Below are 24,659 nucleotides of genomic sequence, written 5' to 3'. Positions count from 1 at the left end.
CCATGAACGCTCACGCCGCCCCCTCGCCCGAAGCGCTGTCGCGGCGCGCCGAATTCAAGGCCGCCAAAGCCGAGATGCTCGAGCGCTTTCGCCGCGCGACGAACGTCGCGTCGCTGATGCACGCGCTGTCGAAACTCACCGACGACGCGCTGAAGCGCGTGTGGGACGACTGCGGGCTGCCCGCGACGCTCGCACTCGTCGCCGTCGGCGGCTACGGGCGCGGCGAGCTTGCGCCCCAATCCGACGTCGACATCCTCGTATTGCTGCCCGATGCGCACGATCCTGCGCTCGATCCGCGCATCGAGCGCTTCATCGGGATGGCGTGGGATCTCGGCCTCGAGATCGGCAGCAGCGTGCGCACGGTCGCGCAGTGCATCGAGGAGGCATCGCAGGACGTCACGGTGCAAACCTCGCTGCTGGAAGCGCGCCGCATCGTCGGCAGCACCGCGCTGTTCGAGCGCTTCACGGTGCGCTACCACGAGGCGCTCGACGCCCGCGCGTTCTTCACCGCGAAGGTGCTCGAGATGCGCCAGCGCCACGCGAAGTTCCAGGACACGCCGTACAGCCTCGAACCGAACGTGAAGGAAAGCCCCGGCGGGCTGCGCGACCTGCAGACGATCCTGTGGATCGCGCGCGCGGCGGGCTTCGGCAGCAGTTGGCGCGAGCTCGACACGCGCGGCCTCATCACCGATCGCGAAGCGCGCGAGCTGCGCCGCAACGAAGGTTTCCTGAAGACGCTGCGCGCGCGGCTGCACGTGATCGCCGGCCGCCGCCAGGACATGCTCGTCTTCGACCTGCAGACGCAGGCCGCCGAGAGCTTCGGCTATCAGCCGACGCAGGCCAAGCGCGCGAGCGAGCAACTGATGCGCCGCTATTACTGGGCCGCGAAAGCCGTCACGCAGCTCGCGACGATCCTGATCCAGAACATCGAGGCGCAGCTCTTCCCCGCGACGAGCGGCATCACGCGCGTGCTGTCGCCCGACCGCTTCGTCGAGAAACAGGGGATGCTCGAAATCGTCGACGACGGCGTGTTCGAACGCCATCCCGACGCGATCCTCGAAGCGTTCCTGCTGTACGAAACGACCCGCGGCGTGAAGGGCCTGTCCGCACGCACGCTGCGCGCGCTGTACAACTCGCGCGAAATCATGAACAACGCGTGGCGTCGCGATCCGCAGAACCGCGACACGTTCATGCGGATCCTGCAGCAGCCCGAAGGGATCACGCACGCATTCCGGCTGATGAACCAGACGAGCGTGCTCGGCCGCTACCTGCTGAACTTCCGCCGCATCGTCGGCCAGATGCAGCACGACCTGTACCACGTGTACACGGTCGACCAGCACATCCTGATGGTGTTGCGCAACATCCGCCGCTTCGCGGTCGCCGAGCATGCGCACGAATACCCGTTCTGCAGCCAGTTGATCGGCAACTTCGAGCACCCGTGGGTGCTGTATGTCGCGGCGCTGTTCCACGACATCGCGAAGGGCCGCGGCGGCGACCACTCGACGCTCGGGATGGCCGACGCGCGACGCTTCTGCCGCGAACACGGGATCGCCGGCGACGACGCGGCGCTGATCGTGTGGCTTGTCCAGCATCACCTGACGATGAGCCAGGTCGCGCAGAAGCAGGACACCAGCGACCCTGAAGTCATCAAGCGCTTCGCCGAACTCGTCGGCAACGAACGCCGCCTCACCGCGCTCTACCTGCTGACCGTCGCCGATATCCGCGGCACGAGCCCGAAGGTGTGGAACACGTGGAAGGGCAAGCTGCTCGAGGATCTGTACCGCATCACGCTCGCGGTGCTCGGCGGCGCGAACCCCGACGCACACTCGGAGCTGAAGTCGCGGCAGGAACAGGCGCTCGCGCTGCTGCGCCTCGAGACCGTGCCGGACGACGCGCACCGCGCGCTGTGGGATCAGCTCGACGTCGGCTTCTTCCTGCGTCACGACGCAGCCGACATCGCATGGCAGACGCGTGTGCTGTACCGGCACGTGAACGCCGAAACCGCGATCGTCCGCGCGCGGCCGTCGCCGATCGGCGATGCGCTGCAGGTGCTCGTGTACGTGAAGGATCGCCCCGACCTGTTCGCGGGCATCTGCGCGTATTTCGACCGCAACGGGCTGTCGGTGCTCGACGCGCGCGTCAGCACGACGCGGCACGGCTATGCGCTCGACAACTTCATCGTCACGCAGACCGAACGCGACGTGCGCTACCGCGACATCGCGAATCTCGTCGAACAGCAGCTCTCGACGCGGCTCACCGAAACCGCACCGCTGCCGGAGCCGTCCAAGGGCCGCCTGTCGAGGCTGTCCCGGACGTTTCCGATCACGCCGCGCGTCGACCTGCGGGCCGACGAGCGCGGCCAGTACTACATCCTGTCCGTGTCCGCCAACGACCGGCCGGGCCTTCTCTATTCGATCGCGCGCGTACTCGCCGAGCATCGGATCGGCGTCCATGCGGCGCGGATCAATACGCTCGGCGAACGCGTCGAGGACATCTTCCTGCTCGCGGGCGCCGGCTTGTCCGACAACCGCCTGCAGATCCAGCTCGAAACCGAATTGCTGCGTGCGATCGCAGTCTGAATGAATCCCAGCGTTTATGCGCACCAAATTGACCGTCAAGAATCCGCGGCCGGCGTCGCCGACCCGCGCACCTGTCCGCTCCGGCAGCCTCGTCGCCCGCAAGGCGGTGCGCCCCGCTGCGCCGCCCGCGGGAGACAAGCCGGCCCGCCCGAAGAAGGCGTCCCCGGCAGCCGGCGGCGAACGCTCGTTCAAGCCGCGCGGTGCCGCGGGCGCCGAGCGCCCGGGCGCGGATCGCGCAACGGCCAAGCGTGCGCCGCGCGACGGCGGTGCCGAACGCGGCTATCGCGGCACTGACGGCAAGCCCGACTCGCGCCCGCCCCGTCGCAGCGACGACGATGCGCGGCCGCGCCGCGCGGGTGCCGAAGGCGGCGCGCGTGCGCCTTATCGTGACAACGCAACAGGCGAAGGCGCGAAGCGCAGCTACGGCGAGCGCCGCACGACGTCGGACCGCCCGCCCCGTCGCGGCGACGACGATGCACGGCCGCGCCGCGCAGGCGCCGAAGGCGGCGCGCGTGCGCCCTATCGTGACAACGCAACAGGCGAAGGCGCGAAGCGCAGCTACGGCGAGCGCCGCACGACGTCGGACCGCCCGCCCCGTCGCAGCGACGACGATGCACGTCCGCGCCGCGCAGGCGCTGACGACGTCAAGCGCACGCCGTATCGCGACAGGACGGCCGACGAAGGTGCAAAACGCAGCTTCGGCGACCGCCGTACGTCGTCCGACCGCCCGCCCCGTCGCGGCGACGACGATGCACGTCCGCGCCGCGCAGGTGCTGACGACGTCAAGCGCACGCCGTATCGCGACAGGACGGCCGACGAAGGTGCAAAACGCAGCTTCGGCGACCGCCGTACGTCGTCCGACCGTCCGCCCCGTCGCAGCGACGACGACGCACGGCCGCGCCGCGCAGGTGCTGACGACGTCAAGCGCACGCCGTATCGCGACAGGACGGCCGACGAAGGTGCAAAACGCAGCTTCGGTGACCGCCGTACGTCGTCCGACCGCCCGCCCCGTCGCAGCGATGACGACGCACGGCCGCGCCGCGCAGGCGCCGAAGGCGGTACGCGCGCACCCTATCGCGACAAGGCAGCCGGCGAAGGCGCGAAGCGCAGCTTCGGCGACCGCCGTACGTCATCCGACCGCCCGGCCCGCCGCAGCGACGACGATGCACGTCCGCGCCGCGCAGGCGTTGACGACGCCAAGCGCACGCCCTATCGCGACAAGGCAGGCGAAGGCGCGAAGCGCAGCTTCGGCGAGCGCCGCTCGTCCGGCGCGGGCCTGAAGACCGCGCAACCCGTCAAGCGCCAGGCGGCCGACACCGATTACGGCGACGAAACGGGCCTGATGCGCCTGTCGAAGCGGATGTCCGAGCTTGGCATGTGCTCGCGCCGCGAAGCCGACGAATGGATCGAAAAGGGCTGGGTGCTCGTCGACGGCGAACGCATCGACACGCTCGGCACCAAGGTGCGCGCCGACCAGAAAATCGAGATCGACGAGCGCGCGAGCGCCGCGCAGGCCGCGCAGGTGACGATCCTGCTGCACAAGCCGGTCGGCTATGTGTCGGGCCAGGCGGAAGACGGCTATGAGCCCGCGGCCGTGCTGATCACGCGCGGGAACCACTGGAACGGCGACCGCTCGCCGCTGCGCTTCTCGCCGCAGCACCTGCACGCGCTCGCGCCGGCCGGCCGGCTCGACATCGATTCGACCGGCCTGCTCGTGCTGACGCAGAACGGCCGGATCGCGAAGCAACTGATCGGCGAGCAGTCGGACATCGACAAGGAGTACCTGGTGCGCGTGCGCTTCGGCGAACGGCTCATCGACATCGACCAGCACTTCCCCGCGGAATCGCTCGCGAAGCTGCGCCACGGCCTCGAGCTCGACGGCGTCGCGCTGAAGCCCGCGATGGTGAGCTGGCAGAACGGCGAGCAACTGCGCTTCGTGCTGCGCGAAGGCAAGAAACGCCAGATCCGCCGCATGTGCGAACTGGTCGGCCTCGACGTGATCGGCCTCAAGCGCGTGCGGATGGGCCGCGTGATGCTGGGCGCGCTGCCGCAGGGGCAATGGCGCTATCTGTTGGCCGACGAGACGTTCTGACCGCGGGCACGCCCTCCGTCCACGCCATGACAAAGCCCGCGCAAGCGGGCTTTGTCGTTTCCGGCGGGCGACGCGAAACCGGACGCCTGCCACCCCGCGCGCCGGTCAGTCGTCGGCCGCCGGATCGAGCCCCGGGAACAGCACCTCGGTGAAGCCGAAGCGCGTGAAGTCGGTGATCCGCATCGGATACAGCTTGCCGATCAGGTGATCGTATTCATGCTGGACCACGCGCGCATGAAAACCGTCGGCGACACGATCGATCTTCTCGCCGAACTGGTCGAAGCCGCTGTAGCGCACCTTCGCGTAGCGGCTGACGACGCCGCGCATGCCCGGCACCGACAGGCAGCCTTCCCAGCCCTCTTCCATGTCCGGCGGCAGGTACTCGATCTTCGGGTTGATCAGCACGGTTTCGGGCACTGGCGGCGCATCCGGATAGCGGTTGTTGTTGCCGAAGCCGAAGATGATGAGCTGCAGCCCGATGCCGATCTGCGGCGCGGCCAGCCCGGCGCCGTTCGCATGGTGCATCGTCTCGAACATGTCCGCGACGATCTCGTGCAGCTCGGGCGTGTCGAATCGCTCGACCGGTTTGGCGACTTCGAGCAGGCGCGGATCGCCCATCTTCAGGATCTCGCGAATCATGGCGTATTGCCCTCCAGGAGTTGGTGCAGGCCGTCTTCGTCCAGCACGGGGATGCCGAGTTCCTCGGCCTTCGCGAGCTTGCTGCCGGCTTCGGCGCCCGCGACCACGTAATCCGTCTTCTTCGATACCGAGCCGGCCACTTTCGCGCCCGCCGCTTCGAGCATCTCCTTCGCGGCATCGCGCGTGAGGGTCGGCAGCGTGCCCGTCAGCACGACCGTCTTGCCGGCCAGCACGCCCTGCGGCGCCTTTGGCGCGGGCGGCCCTTCCGGCCACGTGACCTTGCCCGGCGCGCGCAACTGCTCGATCACGGTCCGGTTGTGCTCTTCCGCGAAGAACTGGTGGAGCGACTCGGCGACGATCGGCCCGACGTCGTTGACTTCGAGCAGTTCGTCGAGCGACGCGTCCATGATCGGCGTCAGCGAGCCGAAATGCTTCGCGAGATCCTTCGCGGTCGATTCGCCGACATGGCGAATGCCGAGCCCGTAGATGAAGCGCGCGAGCGTCGTGTGCTTTGCCTTCTCGAGCGAGTCGAGCAGATTCTGTGCGGACTTCTCGGCGAACCGGTCGAGTTCGGCGAGCGTCGCGAAGCCGAGATTGAACAGGTCGGCCGGCGTGCGCACGAGATTCAGTTCGACGAGCTGATCGATGATCTTCTCGCCGAGCCCGTCGATGTCGAGCGCGCGACGCTGCGCGAAGTGCCACAGCGCCTGCTTGCGCTGCGCCGGGCAGAACAGGCCGCCCGTGCAGCGCGCGATCGCCTCGTCAGGCAGGCGCTCGATCTTCGAGCCGCACACCGGGCATTCGGTCGGCATCACGAATTCGGCCGCGTCGTCCGGGCGCCGGTCGAGCAGCGCACCGACCACCTCGGGAATCACGTCGCCCGCGCGTCGCACGATCACGGTGTCGCCGATCCGGATGTCCTTGCGGCGCACCTCGTCCTCGTTGTGCAGCGTCGCGTTGGTCACGGTCGCACCGCCGACGAACACGGGCTCGAGGCGCGCGACCGGCGTGATCGCGCCCGTACGGCCGACCTGCACGTCGATCGCGACGAGCTTCGTCAACGCTTCCTGCGCGGGGAACTTGTGCGCGAGCGCGAAGCGCGGCGCGCGCGACACGAAGCCCAGGCGCTCCTGCTCGTCGCGCCGGTTGACCTTGTAGACGACGCCGTCGATGTCGTACGGCAGCGACTCGCGCTTCTCGCCGATCTTGCGGAAGAAGCCGAGCAATCCGTCGGCGCCGTGCACGACCGCGCGCTCGCGGTTCACCGGCAGGCCGAGCGCTTCGTACCAGTCGAGCAGCGCGCTGTGCGTGTCGGGCATCGGCATCCCTTCGAGCACGCCGATCCCGTATGAAAAGAACGAAAGCGGACGCTGCGCGGTGATCTTCGAGTCGAGCTGCCTCAGGCTGCCGGCCGCCGCGTTGCGCGGGTTCGCGAATTCGCGCTGCTCGGCCGCGCGCTGGCGTTCGTTCAGGCGCGCGAAATCGCGCTTGAACATCAGCACCTCGCCGCGCACGTCGAGCACGGCCGGCACGTTCTCGCCCTTCAGCTTCAGCGGAATCGAGCGGATCGTGCGCACGTTCTCGGTCACGTCCTCGCCCGTCGTGCCGTCGCCGCGCGTCGACGCCTGCACGAACACGCCGCGCTCGTAGCGCAGCGAGATCGCGAGCCCGTCGAACTTGAGCTCGCACGCGTATTCGACGGGCTCCGTCACCGAGCCGGCGAGATCCGTTGTCTTGTCGAGCGCGTCGGCGACGCGCTTGTCGAACGCGGTGATGTCCTCGTCGGCGAAGCCGTTGTTCAGCGACAGCATCGGCGCGTCGTGGACGACCGGCGTGAAACCGCCGGCTGCTTCGCCGCCGACGCGCTGCGTCGGCGAATCGGGCGTCACGAGTTCGGGATGGTCGGTTTCGAGCTGCTGCAGTTCGCGGAACAGCCGGTCGTATTCGGCGTCGGGCAGATCCGGCTGGTCGAGCACGTAGTAGGCGTAGTTCGCCCGCTCGAGTTGGTCGCGCAGCCACGCGGCGCGCGCGTCGGGCTGGCTGGCTGGCGGTTCGGCTTGGGTTCGGGCCATGCTGGCGGCAGATTCGTTCTGAAAAATCGGATGCCCGATTATCTCAGTTTGACGCCGCGGCGGGGCATGCAATGCACGCCGGACAAGCGTGCTGCAGCGCACACGGAAAGGCGTGCGCTGCAACGGCGGACGACAGTGCCGAGGCCCGCCGTCCGCGCCATCGCGTTACTGGCTGAAGAGGCGCCGCGTGACCGGCGAACCGGCCGGGATGCCGGCTTCCTCGAGCTTCGCGTACAGCTTCATCAACTGCTGTTCGATCGCCAGCAGCGTCGACTCCGGCAACGTCCGGCGCGAATCGTCGACGACCCGTGCGCCGATCCGTTCGGACAGCGATTTCGCGTAATCGCACATCAGCCGGAACGGCAGGATGTCCTCTTCGGCAACCGGCACGTCGAGCACCAGCGTGATCATGTTGCCGCCCTTGTACGTGAGGTCGTCGCGCAGGAAGTTCGTGTCGCCGAACTGCAGCATGAACACGGGGTTCTGCTTCGCGTCGAGCTTCACGAAACGCGTGCCGTCGCGCGACAGCAGCAGCCCGTCCTGCGACGCAACAGCCTGCACGTAGTTCGCCGACCACGGCGCGCCGTCCGACATCACGTTGATCGACAGTTGCGCATCGCACTGCGCGGCAAAGGCGTCGAGCTCGCGCGCCATCGCCACCGTTTCCATCATGTCCGGGAATTCCGGCGCGCCGTCGATCGTGTCGGCGAACTGCTGGACGCCCGTCACGAATTCGGAGAACTCGAGCTCGTTCAGCGCACCGCTGCGGTTCGCGAGCTGTGCGGCCGCGCGCAGTTCGTCGTAGCGCACGCCGTTCTGCAGCAGTTCCCACTGGCCACCTTCCGGCTTGCCTTCGATGTGCACGGGCTTGCTGCCCGCGCGGCGCAGCCGCTGCGCGGCCGGCAGGATCTTGTCGCCCGGCAGCGGCCCGGCGAGGCGGATCGGCACGATGCAGTCGATCCGGCGGTCGACGATCGCGGGCGGCGCCGACGAGATTGTCGTCGCGGCCGGCAGCACGGGTTCGGACGGCTCGGCGGCCGCTTCGTGCACGGCGGCAGGTACGGCTTCTTCACCGGTGGCCGGGTCGGTCGACTCGGACGGCATGTCGACGCCGGTCGCCTCGGCCTGCAGATCGGCCGCCATATCGGCCGGTGCCACACCGCCGAACGTCGGCTCGACGCGCGCGACTTCGGCCGGCGTGGCGGCCGCCACGGCCGGAGCCGCGGGCTCGCGCCGCACCGGCTGACGCACCGGCTCGATGAACGGCAACTCTTCGTCGCGCTCGGGGCGATTCATCGCCTCGGCCGCTTCCTCCGGCATCGGGCGCGGCATCCTGCGCCGCACCTTGGCGCCCTGCCATGCGTTGTAGACCACGACGCCGCCCACCACGACGGCGCCCGCGCCGATCAAACCGAGTGTCAACTCGTCCATGCACGCTCCATCAGCAATTCTTTTTCGTCGGAACCGCGAACGGGCGCCCATGCGCCGCGCGAACGCGGTCCGGTTTCGTCAAACGTCAATTCTGGGCAAAACCCGCTGCGGTTTCCATGTCCACCGCCACGATCCGCGACACGCCCTGCTCCTGCATCGTCACGCCGATCAGTTGCTGCGCCATCTCCATCGCGATCTTGTTGTGCGAGATGAACAGGAACTGCGTCTTGTCGGACATCGCACGCACGAGATTCGCGAAACGTTCGGTGTTCGCGTCGTCGAGCGGCGCGTCGACCTCGTCGAGCAGACAGAACGGCGCCGGGTTCAACTGGAACATCGCGAACACCAGCGCGGTCGCGGTCAGCGCCTTCTCGCCGCCCGACAGCAGGTGGATCGTCGCGTTCTTCTTGCCGGGCGGCTGCGCCATCACCTGCACGCCGGCATCGAGGATCTCGTCGCCCGTCATGATCAGCTTCGCCTGGCCGCCGCCGAACAGGCGCGGGAACAGGTCGCTGAAGTGACGGTTGACCTCGTCGAAGGTGCCCTGCAGCAGCGTGCGGGTTTCCTGGTCGATCTTGTGGATCGCGTCCTCGAGCGTCGTGATCGCGTCGAGCAGGTCGGCCGACTGCGCGTCGAGGAACACCTTGCGCTCGCTCGCGGCCTTCAACTCGTCGAGCGCGGCCATGTTCACCGGGCCGAGCGCGTTGATCGCGTTGTTGAGCCGCGTGACTTCGCCCTGCAGGTACGACGGCTTCAGGTCCGGCGTCAGCTTCTCGAGCAGCGCGGCTTCGTCGACCTCCGCCGTCGCGAGTTGCTCGGCGAACTGCTCGACGGCCAGGCGCGCGGCCTGCTCCTTCAACTGCAATTCGGTGATGCGGTCGCGCTGCGGCTGCAGCGAACGCTCGGCGACGAGACGCTGCTCGTCCGACGCGCGCAGCTTCGCGGTCAGGTCGTCGAGCTCGATCCGCGCAGCCTGCAGCGCTTCTTCCTTCACCGCGCGAATCTCGAGCGCGTCCTGCAGGCCCGTGTGCGCGGTCTGTTCGTTGATCGTCTCGAGCTCGGCGCGCGCGTCTTCCAGCGATGCGGCGACACGCTCGCTCTGCTCGTGCGCGACCTGGATGCTGCGCTTGAGCTCGTCGATCCGGGTCACCGCGTTGCGCGCGGCGAAGCGCGCGTCGTTCGCGCCGCGCTCCAGATCACGTGCTTCCTGACGCGCCTGCGTCAGCGATTCGTCGAGCGATTCGAACGCGAGCTGGTTGTCCTCGAAGCGCGCCTGCAGCTCCGCGAGTTCGCCGTCGAAGCGTTCGAAATTCGCTTCCGACTCCGCGCGCAGCGCGCGCTGTTCTTCGATCTGCGCACCGATTTCCTCGAGTTCCTCGCGGATCTGCGTACTGCGCTGCGTATAGCGCTCATGTGCCTGCGCGAGCCTCAGCACGTCCATCTGCAGCGCATGCACACGCTGCGTCGCACGCTCGGCCTGCGCGCGCACGTCGCCGAGCGCCTGCGTGGCCTGCGTGTGCGCGGCTTCCGCGCGTACCGCGGCCGTGCGCGCCTCGTCGGCGAGCAGTGCCTGCGCACGCACCTGGCGCGTCAGGTTCTCGATTTCCTGCTGGCGGGCCAGCATCCCGGCCTGCTCCGAATCGGCCGCGTAAAGCTGCACGCCGACGCGCGTGACGATATGGCCGGCCTTGACGACAAACGCGCCGCCTGCCGGCAGCTGCGTGCGCGTCGCGAGCGCCTGCGCGACGTCGTCGGCGACATACACGTTGCCGAGCCAGTCGTTCAGCACCGCACGAATGCCTGCGTCGTCGATGCGCACGAGCGACAGCACCGGACGCAGCCCTGCCACCGCCGCGGGCGGTTCGCCGGCCGCGGGCGGCGCGTAGAACGCGAGCTTCGCGGGCGGCGCATCGGTCGCGAACGCCTTCACCCAGTCGAGATTCGACACTTCGAGCGCGGCGAGGCGCTCGCGCAGCACGGCCTCGAGCGCCGCTTCCCAGCCCGCTTCGACGTGCAGCTTCTTCCACAGGCGCGGCAGCGCACCGAGCTCGTGCTTGTCGAGCCACGGCTGCACCTTGCCTTCGGTCTGCACGTTTTCCTGAAGCTGCTTCAGCGCGGCCAGGCGCGCCTCGAGCTGGTGAATCTGCGCGCCTTCGGCCTGCACGCGCTCCTGCGCGGCCCGGCGTTCGCCGTCGAGGCGCGGCACCGTTTCCTGCGCGTCGGCGAGGCGCGCCTGCGCTTCGGCCAGGATCTCTTCCTGCTCGGCGAGCTGCATGCGCAACTCTTCGAGCTGTGCCTCGTCCGGCGCGTCGAGCCCGCCCGCTTCGCCCTTCAGGCGCTCATGGCGCTGCTGAAGCTGCTGGAGCTGCTGGTCGGCGTTGCGCTGGTGCGCGGCTTCGAGCTTCAGCGACTGTTCGGTCTGCGCAATCCGCGCGCGCTCGTCGTTGAGCTGCGCCTGCGCGTCGCGCCACTTCGCCTCGAGCGCAGGCAGCGCGTCGTGCTTCGCGGCCGCGTTGTCCTCGGCGAGCGCCGCCTTTTCGTCGGCCATCGCGCGCGCCTCTTCGGCTTCCTCGAGCTCGTCCTGCGACTTCTCGGCCTGCGCGCGCCATTGCTCGCGCTGTGCGTTCAGCGCGGCGATCTGCGCCTGCACGCGATTGCGCGATTCGACGATGAACTTGATTTCGGCTTCGAGGCGGCTCACCTCGGCATTCGCCTCGTAAAGCGAACCCTGCGCGCCCTGCATCGCGTCGCTCGCCGCGTAATGCGCGACGCGCAGTGTCTCGAGCTGCGACTCGACCTCACGCAGCTTCGCCGTCTGCGCCTCGAGGTCGATTTGCGCCTGTTCGATCGCGCGCTGCTGCTTCTGCTGCTCGCCGGCGGCCTCGTTCTTGCGCAGCAGCCACAACAGGCGCTGCTTCTCCTCGCCGTCGGCGACGAGTTCCTTGTACCGGGTCGCGACGACGGCCTGCGCCTCGAGCTTCTCGAGGTTCGCACCGAGTTCGCGGACGATGTCCTCGACGCGCGTCAGGTTCTCGCGCGTGTCGTGCAGGCGGTTCTCGGTTTCGCGGCGGCGTTCCTTGTACTTCGACACGCCGGCGGCTTCCTCGAGGAACACGCGCAGCTCTTCCGGCTTCGCCTCGATGATCCGCGCGATCATGCCCTGCCCGATGATCGCGTACGCACGCGGCCCGAGGCCGGTGCCGAGGAAGATGTCCTGGATGTCGCGGCGGCGCGCCGGCAGGTTGTTGATGTAGTAGCTCGACGTGCCATCGCGCGTCAGCACGCGCTTCACGGCGATTTCGCCGTACTGGCCCCATTGCCCGGCCGCGCGGCCGTCGGAGTTGTCGAAGATCAGCTCGACGCTGGCCCGGCTGCCGGGCTTGCGGGCGGTCGAGCCGTTGAAGATCACGTCCTGCATCGACTCGCCACGCAGCTCGGAGGCGCGCGACTCGCCGAGCACCCAGCGCACGGCGTCGATGATGTTGGACTTGCCGCACCCGTTCGGGCCCACCACGCCGACAAGCTGGCCCGGAACCTGGAAATGCGTGGGATCGACGAAGGATTTGAAGCCAGCGAGTTTGATCGAGCTCAGACGCACGGCGGTATCGGATGTGAAGAAGGTGTGAAACGGACGGGGCCGTGCTGCGCGGGGCCGGACGGCCCATGCGCGCGACGCGCCCCGGAATTCAAAAGCGGGGCCGCGCGCATCCAGCGTTGGGCCCCGCAAACGGCTTCCATCATACCATCGCGCGTGCGCCGTCCCGACCGTCGCCGGGTTTGTCCGGTGCCGGCGCGGCACGATGGACCCGGCTGGACAGCAGCGTCGCCAGCACGATGCACACGCCGCCCGCCCACTCGCGTGCGCTCGGCAGCTCGTTCGCGAACACCCACGCCGACAGCGCGGTGATCACGATCTCGAACAGCATGATGATCGACGCGCGGTTCGCCGGCACCCGCGCGAGGCCGTATTGCACGAGCAGGTTGTTCGCCGCCATCGTCACGCCGATCGCGGCGATGATCAGCGCGGCGACGCCGAGCTGGCCGCCCGCCGGCGCGGCCGGCAGCCCTTCGAACAGCGACGCGATCGCGCCGAATACCGCCGCGCCGCCGAACAGCGTCGCGGTGCGCATCTCCGCGCGCATCCCGGGCAGCTCGCGGCTCGCCTTGATCACGAGCACGTTGCTCATCGCGAAGCTCAGCCCGGCCGCGAGGCCAGCCCATTCGGCCGGATTGGCCGGCAGCGGCAAGCCGAGCTTCGGCGACCACAGCATCAGCATCGCGCCGCCGATCGACAGCGCCGCGAGCCCCGCGCCGGCCCAGGTCAGCCGTTCGCGCAGCAAGAAGTGCGCGTAGATCGCGGTCCATGCGGGCGTCAGGTAGAACAGCAGCATCACGCGCAGCACCTCGCCGTGGATCGTGCCCCATACGAAACCGAGGTTCGTCACGCCGGCCGTGACCGCGATGCCCGGCAGCACCCAGTGCCAGCGCAGCGTCGCGATCGTGCGGTGCCGCGTGACGATCACGAACAGGAGCGCGACGAGGCTCGTCAGCGCGCTCGCCAGCGTGCCCGTCACCCCGAGCGACGCGAGGATCCGCAGCGGATACCAGATCAGGCCCCATACCGACGCGCCGATCAGGATGGCCAGCGTCGGCAGGCTGCCGCGTACCGCGTTGTTCATTTGGTTCGATACCCTTTATTCGACCGGCCCGGCCGCCGCTCAGGCAGGCCGTGACCGCATTCCGTCACGCTATAATCATTCGTTGCGACCCGCGCGCCGTCGGCGCCCGTTCGCAGCCGCGCGGCACGCCCGCCGCTTCTTTCGCTCCAACCGGCCGCGATGGCCGCTTCGCCCGTGAACCCTCGACTCGACTCGCTCCAGCCCTATCCCTTCGAAAAGCTGCGCGCCCTGTTCAAGGACGTGACGCCCTCCGGCGACCTCAAACCGATCAGCTTCGGCATCGGCGAGCCCAAGCACCCGACCCCGGCGCTGATCCGCGACGCCGTGGTGGCCGCGCTCGACGGCCTCGCGTCGTACCCGGCCACGGCCGGCTCGGACGCGCTGCGCACGTCGATCGCGCACTGGCTCGAGCGCCGCTACGGGCTGCCCGCGATCGATCCGGCCACGCAGGTGCTGCCCGTGTCGGGGTCGCGCGAGGCGCTGTTCTCGCTCGCGCAGACCGTGATCGACGCGCGCCCGTCCGGGCACGGCGAGAAGGCGATCGTACTCTGTCCGAATCCGTTCTATCAAATTTACGAAGGCGCGGCGCTGCTGGCCGGCGCCGAACCCTATTTCGCGAACAGCGATCCGGCCCGCAACTTCGCGTGCGACTACGCGGCCGTACCCGACGACGTCTGGGCGCGCACGCAACTGCTGTACGTGTGCTCGCCAGGCAACCCGACGGGCGCCGTGCTGACGCTCGACGACTGGCGCGAGCTGTTCGCGCTGTCCGACCGCCACGGGTTCGTGATCGCGTCGGACGAATGCTATTCGGAAATCTATTTCGACGAAGCAGCGCCGCCGCTCGGCGGCCTCGAGGCCGCGCACCGCCTCGGCCGCGGCTTCGAACGGCTCGTGATGCTGTCGAGCCTGTCGAAGCGCTCGAACGTGCCGGGCATGCGCTCGGGCTTCGTCGCCGGCGACGCGGCGCTGCTGAAGAAATTCCTGCTGTACCGCACGTACCACGGTGCCGCGCTGTCGCCGGTCTGGCAGCACGCGAGCATCGCCGCGTGGAACGACGAGGCGCACGTGCGCGAGAACCGCGCGCTGTACCTGCAGAAGTTCAATACGGTCACGCCGATGCTCGCCGACGTGATCGACGTGAAGCTGCCCGACGCCGCGTTCTACCTGTGGGCCAACGTGTCGCGCACCGGGCTGTCGGACACCGAGTTCGCCCGCCGCCTGTACGCCGACTATAATGTGACGGTTCTGCCCGGCTCGTACCTCGCGCGCGATGCGCACGGCACGAACCCGGGCCGCGATTTCATCCGGATCGCGCTCGTCGCGGGCACCCCCGAATGCGTCGAGGGCGCGCAACGCATCGTCGATTTCTGCCGGGCTCTCGCGCGGTAATCGTCCATCCCGATCAATTCCATCCATCTCCTGCGAAAACGAACATGTCGCAACAACTTCAGCAAATCATCGATACCGCCTGGGAAAACCGCGCCGAGCTGTCGCCGAAGGCCGCGCCCGCCGACGTCCGCGAGGCCGTCGCTCACGCGATCGAGCAGCTCGACCGCGGCGCACTGCGCGTCGCCGAGAAAATCGACGGCAACTGGACCGTGCACCAGTGGCTGAAGAAGGCCGTGCTGCTGTCGTTCCGCCTGGAGGACAACGCGCCGATGCCGGCCGGCGGCTACTCGCAGTTCTACGACAAGGTGCCGTCGAAGTTCGCGAACTACACGGCCGAAGACTTCGCCGCGGGCGGCTTCCGCGTCGTCCCGCCGGCCATCGCGCGCCGCGGCTCGTTCATCGCGAAGAACGTCGTGCTGATGCCGTCGTACACCAACATCGGCGCCTACGTCGACGAAGGCACGATGGTCGACACGTGGGCAACGGTCGGTTCGTGCGCGCAGATCGGCAAGAACGTGCACCTGTCGGGCGGCGTCGGCATCGGCGGCGTGCTCGAGCCGCTGCAGGCGAACCCGGTCATCATCGAAGACAACTGCTTCATCGGCGCACGCTCGGAAGTCGTCGAAGGCGTGATCGTCGAGGAAAACTCGGTGATCTCGATGGGCGTGTACCTCGGCCAGAGCACGAAGATCTACGACCGCGAGACGGGCGAAGTCAGCTACGGCCGCATCCCGGCCGGCTCGGTCGTCGTTGCCGGCAACCTGCCGTCGAAGGACGGTTCGCACAGCCTGTACTGCGCGGTGATCGTCAAGAAGGTCGACGCGAAGACCCGCGCGAAGGTCGGCCTGAACGAGCTGCTGCGAGGCGACTGATGGCGAAGCCGCACACCGTGGTCGTCTACGGCATTCCGAACTGCGACACCGTGAAGAAGGCCCGCGTGTGGCTCGACGATCACGGCGTCGAATTCGAGTTCCACGATTTCAAGAAGCTCGGCGTCAGTGCGCCGCTGATTGAAGACTGGCTGAAGGACGTGTCGCTCGACGCGCTCGTGAACAAGCGCGGCACCACGTGGCGCGGCCTGGACGACGCGATGAAGGCGGCTGCCGAAACGAAGACCGGCGCGGTCGCGCTGATGATCCACAAGCCGTCGGTCATCAAGCGCCCCGTGCTCGTCGTCAACGGCCGCGTGAAATCGCTCGGCTTCGCATCCGATCAATACGCGGCGCTGTTTGCCGCATAGGGCTGCCCGCGCTGCGCCTGTAGAAGGGCCTGTTCACGCTAATAACGGGCTTGCGCTGGCCCCCAGAAGGGCCGAGCGCAAGGATCGCGACGAAGCGAATACTCGACGTATTCGCGAGGAGCATGACGCGGCGATCGGCCCTTCTGGGGGCCAGCCCCACGAATGATTTTTTCCAAACAGGGGAACGTGCCTTGCCGGCCGCATTGCGGCGTCGCGCGTCGCTTGTTTGGCTCGGCCAAACGGCGCTCCTTGCTTCTTGCACTGCAGCCGGCAAGGCACGTTCGCAAGCCCGTTATTAGCGTGAACAGGCCCTAGCCCGACGTCTTGTCGCTGCCGGCCACCGCGCCGGCATTTTTTATCGAAAGTGGTCCGAACCATGTCCGCCACCCTAGCCCTTACCGAACAGTTGATCGCCCGCGCGTCCGTGACGCCCGACGACCAGCATTGCCAGCAGATCATGACCGAGCGCCTGGTCGCGCTCGGTTTCGAATGCGAGACCATCGCGTCGCACGGCGTGACCAACCTGTGGGCCGTCAAGCGCGGCACCGACGGCCGCGACGGCAAGCTGCTCGCGTTCGCGGGCCACACCGACGTCGTGCCGACCGGCCCGCTCGAGCAGTGGACCTCGCCGCCGTTCATCCCCGCCCATCGCGACGGCAAGCTGTACGGCCGCGGCGCGGCCGACATGAAGACGTCGCTCGCGGCGTTCGTCGTCGCGTCCGAGGAATTCGTCGCGGCCCACCCCGGCCACCGCGGCGCGATCGCGTTCCTGATCACGAGCGACGAGGAAGGCCCGGCCACCGACGGCACCGTGAAGGTCGTCGAACTGCTGCAGGCACGCGGCGAGCGCCTCGACTACTGCATCGTCGGCGAGCCGACGTCGACCGCCGAGCTCGGCGACGTCGTCAAGAACGGCCGCCGCGGGTCGATGTCGGGCGAACTGGTCGTCAAGGGCGTGCAGGGCCACATCGCGTATCCGCACCTCGCGCAGAACCCGATCCACCTGCTCGCGCCGGCGCTCGCCGAGCTCGCCGCCGAGCAGTGGGACGAAGGCAACGAATATTTCCCGCCAACCACGTGGCAGGTGTCGAACCTGCACGCCGGCACCGGCGCGACCAACGTGATCCCCGGCCACGCCGACCTGCTGTTCAACTTCCGGTTCTCGACCGCGAGCACCGTCGAGGGCCTGCAGGCACGCGTGCACGCGATCCTCGACAAGCACGGCCTCGAATACACGCTGAAGTGGTCGGTGAGCGGCCTGCCGTTCCTGACGCCGCGCGGCGAACTGTCGAACGCGCTGGAAAACGCGATTCGCACCGAGACCGGCATCACGACCGAACTGTCGACGACGGGCGGCACGTCGGACGGCCGCTTCATCGCGCGCATCTGCCCGCAGGTGATCGAGTTCGGCCCGCCGAACGGCAGCATCCACAAGATCGACGAGCACATCGAAGTGCGCTTCGTCGATCCGCTGAAGAACGTGTACCGCCGCGTGCTCGAACAACTGATCGCCTGATGGAGCCTCGCATGACGACACCTTTTGCCACTGTTCGCGACCTGCTGCGCTACGCGGTCACGCGCTTCTCGAAGGCGCAGCTCGCGTTCGGCCATGGCTCCGACAATGCGTACGACGAAGCGGCCTACCTCGTGCTGCGTACGCTGGACCTGCCGCTCGACACGCTCGAACCGTTCCTCGACGCGCGGCTGCTGCCCGACGAAATCGCGGCCGTGCTCGCAGTGATCGAACGGCGCGCGACCGACCGCGTACCGGCCGCGTATCTCACGCATGAAGCCTGGATGCATGGCCACCGCTTCTATGTGGACGAACGCGTGATCGTGCCGCGCTCGTTCATCGGCGAACTGCTCGACGACGGGCTGCAGCCGTACGTCGCCGATCCCGAGCAGGTCGGCGCGGTGCTCGAACTGTGCACGGGCTCCGGCTGCCTCGCGATCCTCGCGGCAAGCGCGTTCCCGAACGCCGAGATCGATGCGGTCGACCTGTCCGACAAGGCCCTCGAAGTCGCGGAGATCAACGTGCGCGATTACGGCCTCGAAGACCGCGTCGCACTGCATCGCGGCGACCTCTACGCACCGCTGCCCGCGTTCCGCACCGACCCCGGCTCACGCTATGACGTGATCCTGACGAACCCGCCGTACGTGAACGCGTCGTCGATGGCCGCGCTGCCGCCCGAATACCGGCACGAGCCGGAGATGGCGCTCGCGGGCGGCGACGACGGGATGGACATCGTGCGACGCATCGTCGCCGAAGCGCACCGCTGGCTGCACGACGACGGCGTGCTCGTCGTCGAGATCGGCAACGAGCGCGAACACGTCGAAGCCGCGTTCGGCGGCCTCGAACTCACGTGGCTGCCCACCAGCGCGGGCGACGACACCGTGTTCCTGATCCAGGCGTCGGACCTGCCGCGCAAGGCCTGAGCCTCCCGGCTCCCCAACCGCGCGGCGCACCGCTGCGCTGCACGGTTGGGTAAGATGCGTGTAAGCGGCCGCCGCGCCGCACGACCTCAGGAGTCCGTCACGCGCCCATGACCCTCGACTGGCTACATCTCGGCACCCTGATCCTGACCATCCACGTGCTCGGGATCGTCGCGGCGTGCCACGCGATCATGAACACGCGCACGTCGCAAGGCGCGATCGCGTGGGCCGTCTCGCTCGCCGCGATGCCGTACCTGACGCTCGTTCCGTACCTGTTCCTCGGCCGCAGCAAGTTCTCCGGCTACGTCGACGCGCGGCGCCACGAGCTGGAACTGTTGCGCACGCACACACCGCGCTCGCCGTGGCTCAGCACCGATGCAACCGACGCGACCGACGGGCCGGCCGCCGACGCGCTCGGCCAGGCCGCCGTGCTCGCGCTCACGCGGCTAGGCGGCATGCCGTTCCTCGGTGGCAATTCGGTACGCACGCTCGTGAACGGCGACGCGACGTTCTCGGCGATCCTGTCGGCGATCGACGGTGCGCGCGACTACGTGGTCGTCCAGTTCTTCATCGTGCGCGACGATGCGCTCGGCCAGATGCTGCGCGACTCGCTGCTGGCACGCGCGGCGGCCGGCGTGCGCTGCTGCCTGCTGTACGACAGCATCGGCAGTTTCGACCTGCCGCACAGCTACGTCGACACATTGCGCCGGGGCGGCGTCGAGGTTCATCCGTTCGCGACCAATCGCAAGTTCGTGAACCGCTTCCAGCTCAACTTCCGCAACCATCGCAAGATCGTCGTGGTCGACGGCAACCGCGCGTTCGTCGGCGGCCACAACGTCGGCGTCGAATATCTCGGCGCGAAGCCGCGCCTGTCGCCGTGGCGCGACACGCACATCGAGATTCGCGGCCCGGTGGTCGCGAGCATCCAGTACGTGTTCGCCGAAGACTGGCACTGGGCGACGCAGAAGCTGCCGCCGCTCGCGCTGCCGCCGCCCGCGCAGCCCGGCGACGGCATGCATTGCCTCGCGGTGCCGATGGGGCCGGCCGACAAGCAGGAAACCGGCTCGCTGTTCTTCGTCGAGGCGATCAATGCCGCGCGCGAGCGGATCTGGATCACCACGCCGTATCTCGTCCCCGACGAAGCCGTGATCGCCGCGCTGAAGCTCGCGGTGATGCGCGGCGTCGACGTGCGCATCCTGATCCCGAGCCGGCGCGATCACTACGTGGTGTTCGAGGCGTCGAAGCTGTACGCGCGCGACCTGGTCGATGCGGGTGTCAAGGTATTCCGCTACCGGCCCGGCTTCCTGCACCAGAAAGTCGTGCTGATCGACCGCATCGCGGCGGCGATCGGCAGCGCGAATCTCGACAACCGCTCGTTCCGCCTCAACTTCGAGATCATGGTGCTGACCGTCGACCGCGCATTCGCCGACGAGGTCGAGACCATGCTCGATGCCGACTTCGCGCAAGCGTACGAGGTCGATGCGAACGAATACCGCCAGTCGCCCGCATGGCGGCGGATCGCGATGCACGTCGCGCGGCTGTTCGCACCGATCCTGTAACCGCCGGAAGGCCGGCCGCGCCCGCACGAACCGCACCGGCGCGGCGCACGCCGCCGCCCGCCGTCACAGCAGCTTGTCGATATCCGCGGCGATTTCGTCGGGTTTGGTCGACGGTGCGTAGCGCTTGACGATGCGCCCGTCGCGGTCGACCAGGAATTTCGTGAAATTCCACTTGATCGCCTTGAGGCCGAGAATGCCGGGCGCCTCGTCGGTCAGGTAGCGGTACAGCGGATGCGCGTGATCGCCCTTCACGTCGATCTTCGCGAACATCGGGAACGTGACGCCGTAGTTGCGCTCGCAGAACGCGCCAATCTGCGTGGCGTCGCCGGGCTCCTGCTTGCCGAACTGGTTGCACGGGAAGCCGAGCACGAAGAAGCCGCGCGCCGCGTACTGGTCGTACAGTTTCTGCAAGCCCGCGTATTGCGGCGTGAAACCGCACTCGCTTGCGGTGTTGACAATCAGCAGCACCTTGCCGCGATACGCGTCGAGCGATGCCGGCGCGCCGGCGAGCGTCTCTGCGCTGAACGAATACAGGGTGGACATCGGGCACTCCTTTTACGAAACCGGATCGACGTGGAGTCTAGGCGAAATCGCGCCGTCGCGGCATCCGCCGAGCGGCCGATGCCCGGCACGAGCGGCGCGCAGTCTAGAATAGCGGTTTTGGCCAGTTATTTCCGCCGTGATCCGTTTCAATCAGTTCAGCCTTGCACGCGGCACCAAGCCGCTGTTCGAGTCGACCTCGTTCGTGCTCAATCCCGGCGAGAAAGCCGGCCTGATCGGCGCGAACGGCGCCGGCAAGTCGACGCTGTTCGCGGTCCTGCGCGGCGAGCTGCACTCGGACGCCGGCGATTTCGCGATGCCGCCGTCGTGGCGGATCGCCCATGTGTCGCAGGAAACGCCCGCGGTCGACCGCTCGGCGCTCGACTACACGCTCGACGGCGATGCCGCGCTGCGCGAGATCGAGGCGCGCATCGCCGCCGCATCCGCCGCCCATGACGGCGCCGCCGAAGCCGACGCGCACGCGGCCTTCGCCGACGCCGACGGCTACACCGCGCCCGCCCGCGCCGAAGCGCTGCTGCTCGGCCTCGGCTTCACGCTCGCCCAGACACGCGAACCCGTCGCCAGCTTCTCCGGCGGCTGGCGCATGCGCCTGAACCTCGCGCAGGCGCTGATGTGCCGCTCCGACCTGCTGCTGCTCGACGAACCGACCAACCACCTCGACCTCGACGCGATCGTCTGGCTCGAAGACTGGCTGCACCGCTACCCCGGCACGCTCGTCGTGATCTCGCACGACCGCGAATTCCTCGATTCGATCTGCAACGTCACGCTGCATCTGGAAAACCGCCAGGTGAAGCGCTACGGCGGCAACTACTCGCAATTCGAAGTGCTCCGCGCGCAGCAACTGGCGCTGCAGCAAAACGCATACGAAAAGCAGCAGAAGACGATCGAGCACCTGCAGAGCTTCGTCGACCGCTTCAAGGCCAAGGCGACCAAGGCCAAACAGGCGCAAAGCCGGATGAAGGCGCTCGAGAAGATGGAGCTGATCGCGCCCGCGCACATCGCGTCGCCGTTCACGTTCGAATTCCGCACGCCCGACGCCGCGCCGAACCCGATGATGGTGATGGAAGACGTCCGCTGCGGCTACCATGCCGACAACGGCGCGGACATCCCGATCGTCGAACGCGTGGCGTTGTCGATCCAGAACGGGCAGCGCATCGGGCTGCTCGGCGCAAACGGCCAGGGCAAATCGACGCTGATCAAGACGCTGGCCGGCACGCTGGCGCCGCTGTCGGGCGACGTCCGCGAGGGCAAGGGGCTGACGATCGGCTATTTCGCGCAGCACCAGCTCGAAACGCTGCGCGAGGACGATTCGCCGCTCGCGCATCTCGCGCGGCTCGCGCCCGACACGCGCGAGCAGGAGCTGCGTGATTTCCTGGGCGGCTTCAATTTCTCGGGCGACATGGCGACCAGCGCCGTCGGCCCGTTCTCGGGCGGCGAGAAAGCGCGCCTGGCGCTCGCGCTGATCATCTGGCAGAAGCCGAACCTGCTGCTGCTCGACGAGCCGACGAACCACCTCGATCTCGAAACGCGCCACGCGCTGACGATGGCGCTCGCGCAGTTCGAAGGCACGCTGATCCTCGTATCGCACGACCGCCACCTGCTGCGCGCGACGACCGACCAGTTCATGCTCGTCGCGAAGCATCGGCTGCAGCCGTTCGACGGCGACCTCGACGACTACCGCGACTGGTTGCTGCAACACGCGGCCGAGCAGCGCGCGGCCGCGAAGGCCGACAGCGCGGCCGCGTCGGGCGCAGGCGCCGCGGCCAACCGCAAGGACCAGAAGCGTCAGGCCGCCGAGGAGCGGCAGCGCCTGTCGGTGTTGAAAAAGCCTCTGCAGACGCGCATCACGAAGCTCGAAAAGGAAATGGAGACGCTGCACGTGGAGAAGGGGCGCCTCGACGCGTTCGTCGCGGACCCGGCGAGCTACGAGGCCACGCGCAAGACGGAGCTGACCGACGCGATCCGCAAGCTCGGCGACGTCAACACACGTCTCGAAACGATCGAAGCCGACTGGCTCGCCGCGCACGAAGAACTCGAACAGATCGGCTGAACGCGGCCGCCGTGCCGCCAGCCCGGCACGGGCGCTTCGACAAACCATCGCCCACTTGCCGGGCCCAGATGCGACAAGGCCGGACGCACTGGCCCGGCCTGTTCATTACCCTTGTTCGTCGATTCGCAGGCCGTCTGCCGGCTCAGCGTCGCGGCAACGTGTCGCGCGGCATCTGCTCGTCGTCGCCCATCAGGTGCCGGCGCCCTTCGGTCGGCCGCCGGATCGCCGCGGCGACCTCCGCTTCCGTCACGTCCTCGGACACGACCTTGCGCGCCAGGCGCCCTTCGTCGTCGATCCATTCGACGATCCGGCATCCGCCGCCCCAGGGCTGGCGAATCGGCTCCGACACGCGGCAGCCGCGCAGGTTGTAAAGGCTTCCGCTCGGCGCTTCCCCGTACGATTTCAACATAGGTTCCCTTCGCATTGCGCGGTTCGACAATTCGGCAAAGGATAGGGAAAAGCAATGTCCTGCGGGTTACAGAAGCCTACATCTTCTTTACAGCGAATTACGCGACAGATCGCCGACAGGCACAGCCCGCGCGGCTGCCGGGCCGGTCACTCGAGATCGCGCACGCGGTCGATCGCCTGCTCGATGCGCTCGACGGCCATCACGTTCAGCCCTTCGATCGGCTGTTTCGGTGCATTCGCCTTCGGGATCAGCGCGGACGTGAAGCCGAGCTTCGCCGCCTCGCGCAGCCGTTCCTGCCCGCGCGGGGACGGCCGGATTTCGCCCGCCAGCCCCACCTCGCCAAACACGAACAACCCCTTCGGCAGCGCCTTGTTGCGCATCGACGAATGGATCGCGAGCAGCACCGCGAGGTCGGCAGCCGGCTCGGTGATCTTCACGCCACCCACTGCATTGAGGAACACGTCCTGGTCGAAGCACGCGATGCCCGCGTGCCGGTGCAGCACCGCGAGCAGCATCGCGAGCCGGTTCTGCTCGAGGCCGACCGCGAGCCGGCGCGGGTTCGGCACGTGCGCGGTATCGACGAGCGCCTGGATTTCGACGAGCAGCGGACGCGTGCCTTCCTGCGTGACGAGCACGCACGAGCCGGGCACGACCTGCTCGTGCTGCGACAGGAACAGCGCGGACGGATTCGCGACGCCGCGCAGCCCGCGCTCGGTCATCGCGAACACGCCGAGTTCGTTGACCGCGCCGAAGCGGTTCTTGAACGCGCGCACGAGCCGGAACGACGAATGCGTGTCGCCTTCGAAATACAGCACCGTGTCGACGATGTGCTCGAGCACGCGCGGGCCGGCGAGGTTGCCCTCCTTCGTCACGTGCCCGACCATGATGATCGCGGTGCCCGACTGTTTCGCGATGCGCGTGAGCTGCGCCGCGCATTCGCGCACCTGCGCGACCGAGCCCGGCGCCGACGTGAGCGCCTCCGAATAGACGGTCTGGATCGAGTCGATCACGGCCACGTCCGGCCGTTCCGCGTCGATCGCGGCCTGGATCTTTTCGAGCTGGATCTCGGCGAGCAGCTGCAGCTCGGCTGCCGGCGTACCGCCGTCGAGCAGCGCAAGCCGTTGCGCGCGCAACGCGATCTGCGCGGCCGATTCTTCGCCGCTGATATAGAGCGCGCGCCGCTCGCTCGCGATGTCCGCGAGCGACTGCAGCAGCAGCGTCGACTTGCCGATGCCCGGGTCGCCGCCGATCAGCACGACGCCGCCGGGAACCAGCCCGCCGCCGAGCACGCGGTCGAATTCGCCGATGCCGGTCGAGAAGCGCGGCACGTCGGCCGCTTCGATGTCGACGAGTCGCTGGACGGGCGCCCGCTTCGCGAGCGACTGGAAACGGTGGGCCGACGGCGACTCGGCGACCGATTCGACGAGCGTGTTCCAGGCCTGGCACGACGGACACTGCCCCTGCCACTTCGGGGTCTGCCCGCCGCACTCGCTGCAGACATAGACGGTTTTCTGTTTGGCCAC

17 protein-coding genes are annotated in these 24,659 nt (G+C 68.2%); 9 read left to right on the top strand and 8 right to left on the bottom strand.

The genetic code is table 11. The features are described from left to right. The first annotated feature begins 2 nt into the window (after positions 1-2). Complete coding sequence (locus JYG32_RS02615; RefSeq protein ID WP_213264551.1) at positions 3-2,579, top strand: [protein-PII] uridylyltransferase; 2,577 nt, start codon at positions 3-5, stop codon at positions 2,577-2,579. Positions 2,580-2,595: 16 nt separating this feature from the next. Continuing rightward, positions 2,596-4,671: a pseudouridine synthase gene (locus tag JYG32_RS02610; protein ID WP_213264550.1), complete on the top strand. Its 2,076-nt coding sequence runs from the start codon at positions 2,596-2,598 to the stop codon at positions 4,669-4,671. A gap of 105 nt (positions 4,672-4,776) precedes the next feature. Here the strand turns inward: JYG32_RS02610 and def are convergent, their stop codons facing one another. The 5 genes from def to JYG32_RS02585 form a co-directional block, all read right to left on the bottom strand. After that, positions 4,777-5,310 carry a peptide deformylase gene (gene def, locus JYG32_RS02605; protein ID WP_174382562.1) on the bottom strand — a complete coding sequence of 178 codons (534 nt, stop codon included), beginning with the start codon at positions 5,308-5,310 and terminating at the stop codon, positions 4,777-4,779. Next, entirely contained in the window at positions 5,307-7,382 is a 2,076-nt protein-coding gene (gene ligA, locus JYG32_RS02600) for an NAD-dependent DNA ligase LigA (protein WP_174382561.1), read from the bottom strand. Before ligA ends, def begins: the two co-directional genes overlap by 4 nt. Positions 7,383-7,547: 165 nt before the next feature. Continuing rightward, positions 7,548-8,813, bottom strand: coding sequence for a cell division protein ZipA C-terminal FtsZ-binding domain-containing protein (locus JYG32_RS02595; protein ID WP_213264549.1), 1,266 nt, complete (start codon positions 8,811-8,813; stop codon positions 7,548-7,550). Positions 8,814-8,898: 85 nt separating this feature from the next. Then, a complete protein-coding gene (gene smc / locus JYG32_RS02590) occupies positions 8,899-12,411 on the bottom strand; it encodes a chromosome segregation protein SMC (RefSeq protein ID WP_213264548.1) in 3,513 nt (1,170 codons plus the stop codon). A gap of 139 nt (positions 12,412-12,550) precedes the next feature. Further along, the gene (locus tag JYG32_RS02585; protein WP_213264547.1) at positions 12,551-13,492 is read right to left on the bottom strand and encodes a DMT family transporter; all 942 of its coding nucleotides are present in this window, start codon (positions 13,490-13,492) and stop codon (positions 12,551-12,553) included. Between the two features lie 159 nt (positions 13,493-13,651). On the opposite strand from JYG32_RS02585, the gene dapC reads away from it, so the two are divergent. The 6 genes from dapC (at position 13,652) to cls (ending at position 20,116) form a co-directional block, all read left to right on the top strand. Then, the gene (gene dapC, locus JYG32_RS02580; RefSeq protein ID WP_174382557.1) at positions 13,652-14,884 is read left to right on the top strand and encodes a succinyldiaminopimelate transaminase; all 1,233 of its coding nucleotides are present in this window, start codon (positions 13,652-13,654) and stop codon (positions 14,882-14,884) included. Positions 14,885-14,928: 44 nt separating this feature from the next. After that, complete coding sequence (gene dapD / locus JYG32_RS02575; RefSeq protein ID WP_006759623.1) at positions 14,929-15,756, top strand: 2,3,4,5-tetrahydropyridine-2,6-dicarboxylate N-succinyltransferase; 828 nt, start codon at positions 14,929-14,931, stop codon at positions 15,754-15,756. Beyond that, the gene (locus JYG32_RS02570; RefSeq protein ID WP_174382556.1) at positions 15,756-16,124 is read left to right on the top strand and encodes an ArsC family reductase; all 369 of its coding nucleotides are present in this window, start codon (positions 15,756-15,758) and stop codon (positions 16,122-16,124) included. Before dapD ends, JYG32_RS02570 begins: the two co-directional genes overlap by 1 nt. A 376-nt stretch (positions 16,125-16,500) precedes the next feature. Then, a complete protein-coding gene (gene dapE, locus JYG32_RS02565; RefSeq protein WP_213264546.1) occupies positions 16,501-17,640 on the top strand; it encodes a succinyl-diaminopimelate desuccinylase in 1,140 nt (379 codons plus the stop codon). Between the two features lie 11 nt (positions 17,641-17,651). Continuing rightward, positions 17,652-18,560, top strand: coding sequence for a 50S ribosomal protein L3 N(5)-glutamine methyltransferase (gene prmB / locus JYG32_RS02560; RefSeq protein ID WP_174382554.1), 909 nt, complete (start codon positions 17,652-17,654; stop codon positions 18,558-18,560). A gap of 107 nt (positions 18,561-18,667) precedes the next feature. Next, positions 18,668-20,116, top strand: coding sequence for a cardiolipin synthase (gene cls / locus JYG32_RS02555; RefSeq protein ID WP_213264545.1), 1,449 nt, complete (start codon positions 18,668-18,670; stop codon positions 20,114-20,116). Between the two features lie 63 nt (positions 20,117-20,179). Here cls and JYG32_RS02550 read toward each other — a convergent pair whose 3' ends face one another. After that, on the bottom strand, positions 20,180-20,659 hold the full coding sequence (locus JYG32_RS02550; protein ID WP_174382552.1) for a glutathione peroxidase: 480 nt from the start codon (positions 20,657-20,659) through the stop codon (positions 20,180-20,182). A gap of 136 nt (positions 20,660-20,795) precedes the next feature. Here JYG32_RS02550 and JYG32_RS02545 point away from each other — a divergent pair, with 136 nt between their 5' ends. Beyond that, the gene (locus tag JYG32_RS02545; protein WP_213264544.1) at positions 20,796-22,727 is read left to right on the top strand and encodes an ATP-binding cassette domain-containing protein; all 1,932 of its coding nucleotides are present in this window, start codon (positions 20,796-20,798) and stop codon (positions 22,725-22,727) included. A 142-nt stretch (positions 22,728-22,869) separates the two neighbouring features. Here JYG32_RS02545 and JYG32_RS02540 read toward each other — a convergent pair whose 3' ends face one another. Beyond that, a complete protein-coding gene (locus JYG32_RS02540) occupies positions 22,870-23,136 on the bottom strand; it encodes a DUF2866 domain-containing protein (RefSeq protein WP_174382550.1) in 267 nt (88 codons plus the stop codon). A gap of 146 nt (positions 23,137-23,282) precedes the next feature. Beyond that, a complete protein-coding gene (gene radA / locus JYG32_RS02535; protein ID WP_174382549.1) occupies positions 23,283-24,659 on the bottom strand; it encodes a DNA repair protein RadA in 1,377 nt (458 codons plus the stop codon).

The organism is Burkholderia pyrrocinia, from assembly GCF_018417535.1.
Taxonomy (GTDB): Bacteria; Pseudomonadota; Gammaproteobacteria; order Burkholderiales; family Burkholderiaceae; genus Burkholderia; species Burkholderia pyrrocinia_E.
Note: the sequence above shows the minus strand (reverse complement) of the source record. Positions and strands in the feature narration are given on the sequence as shown.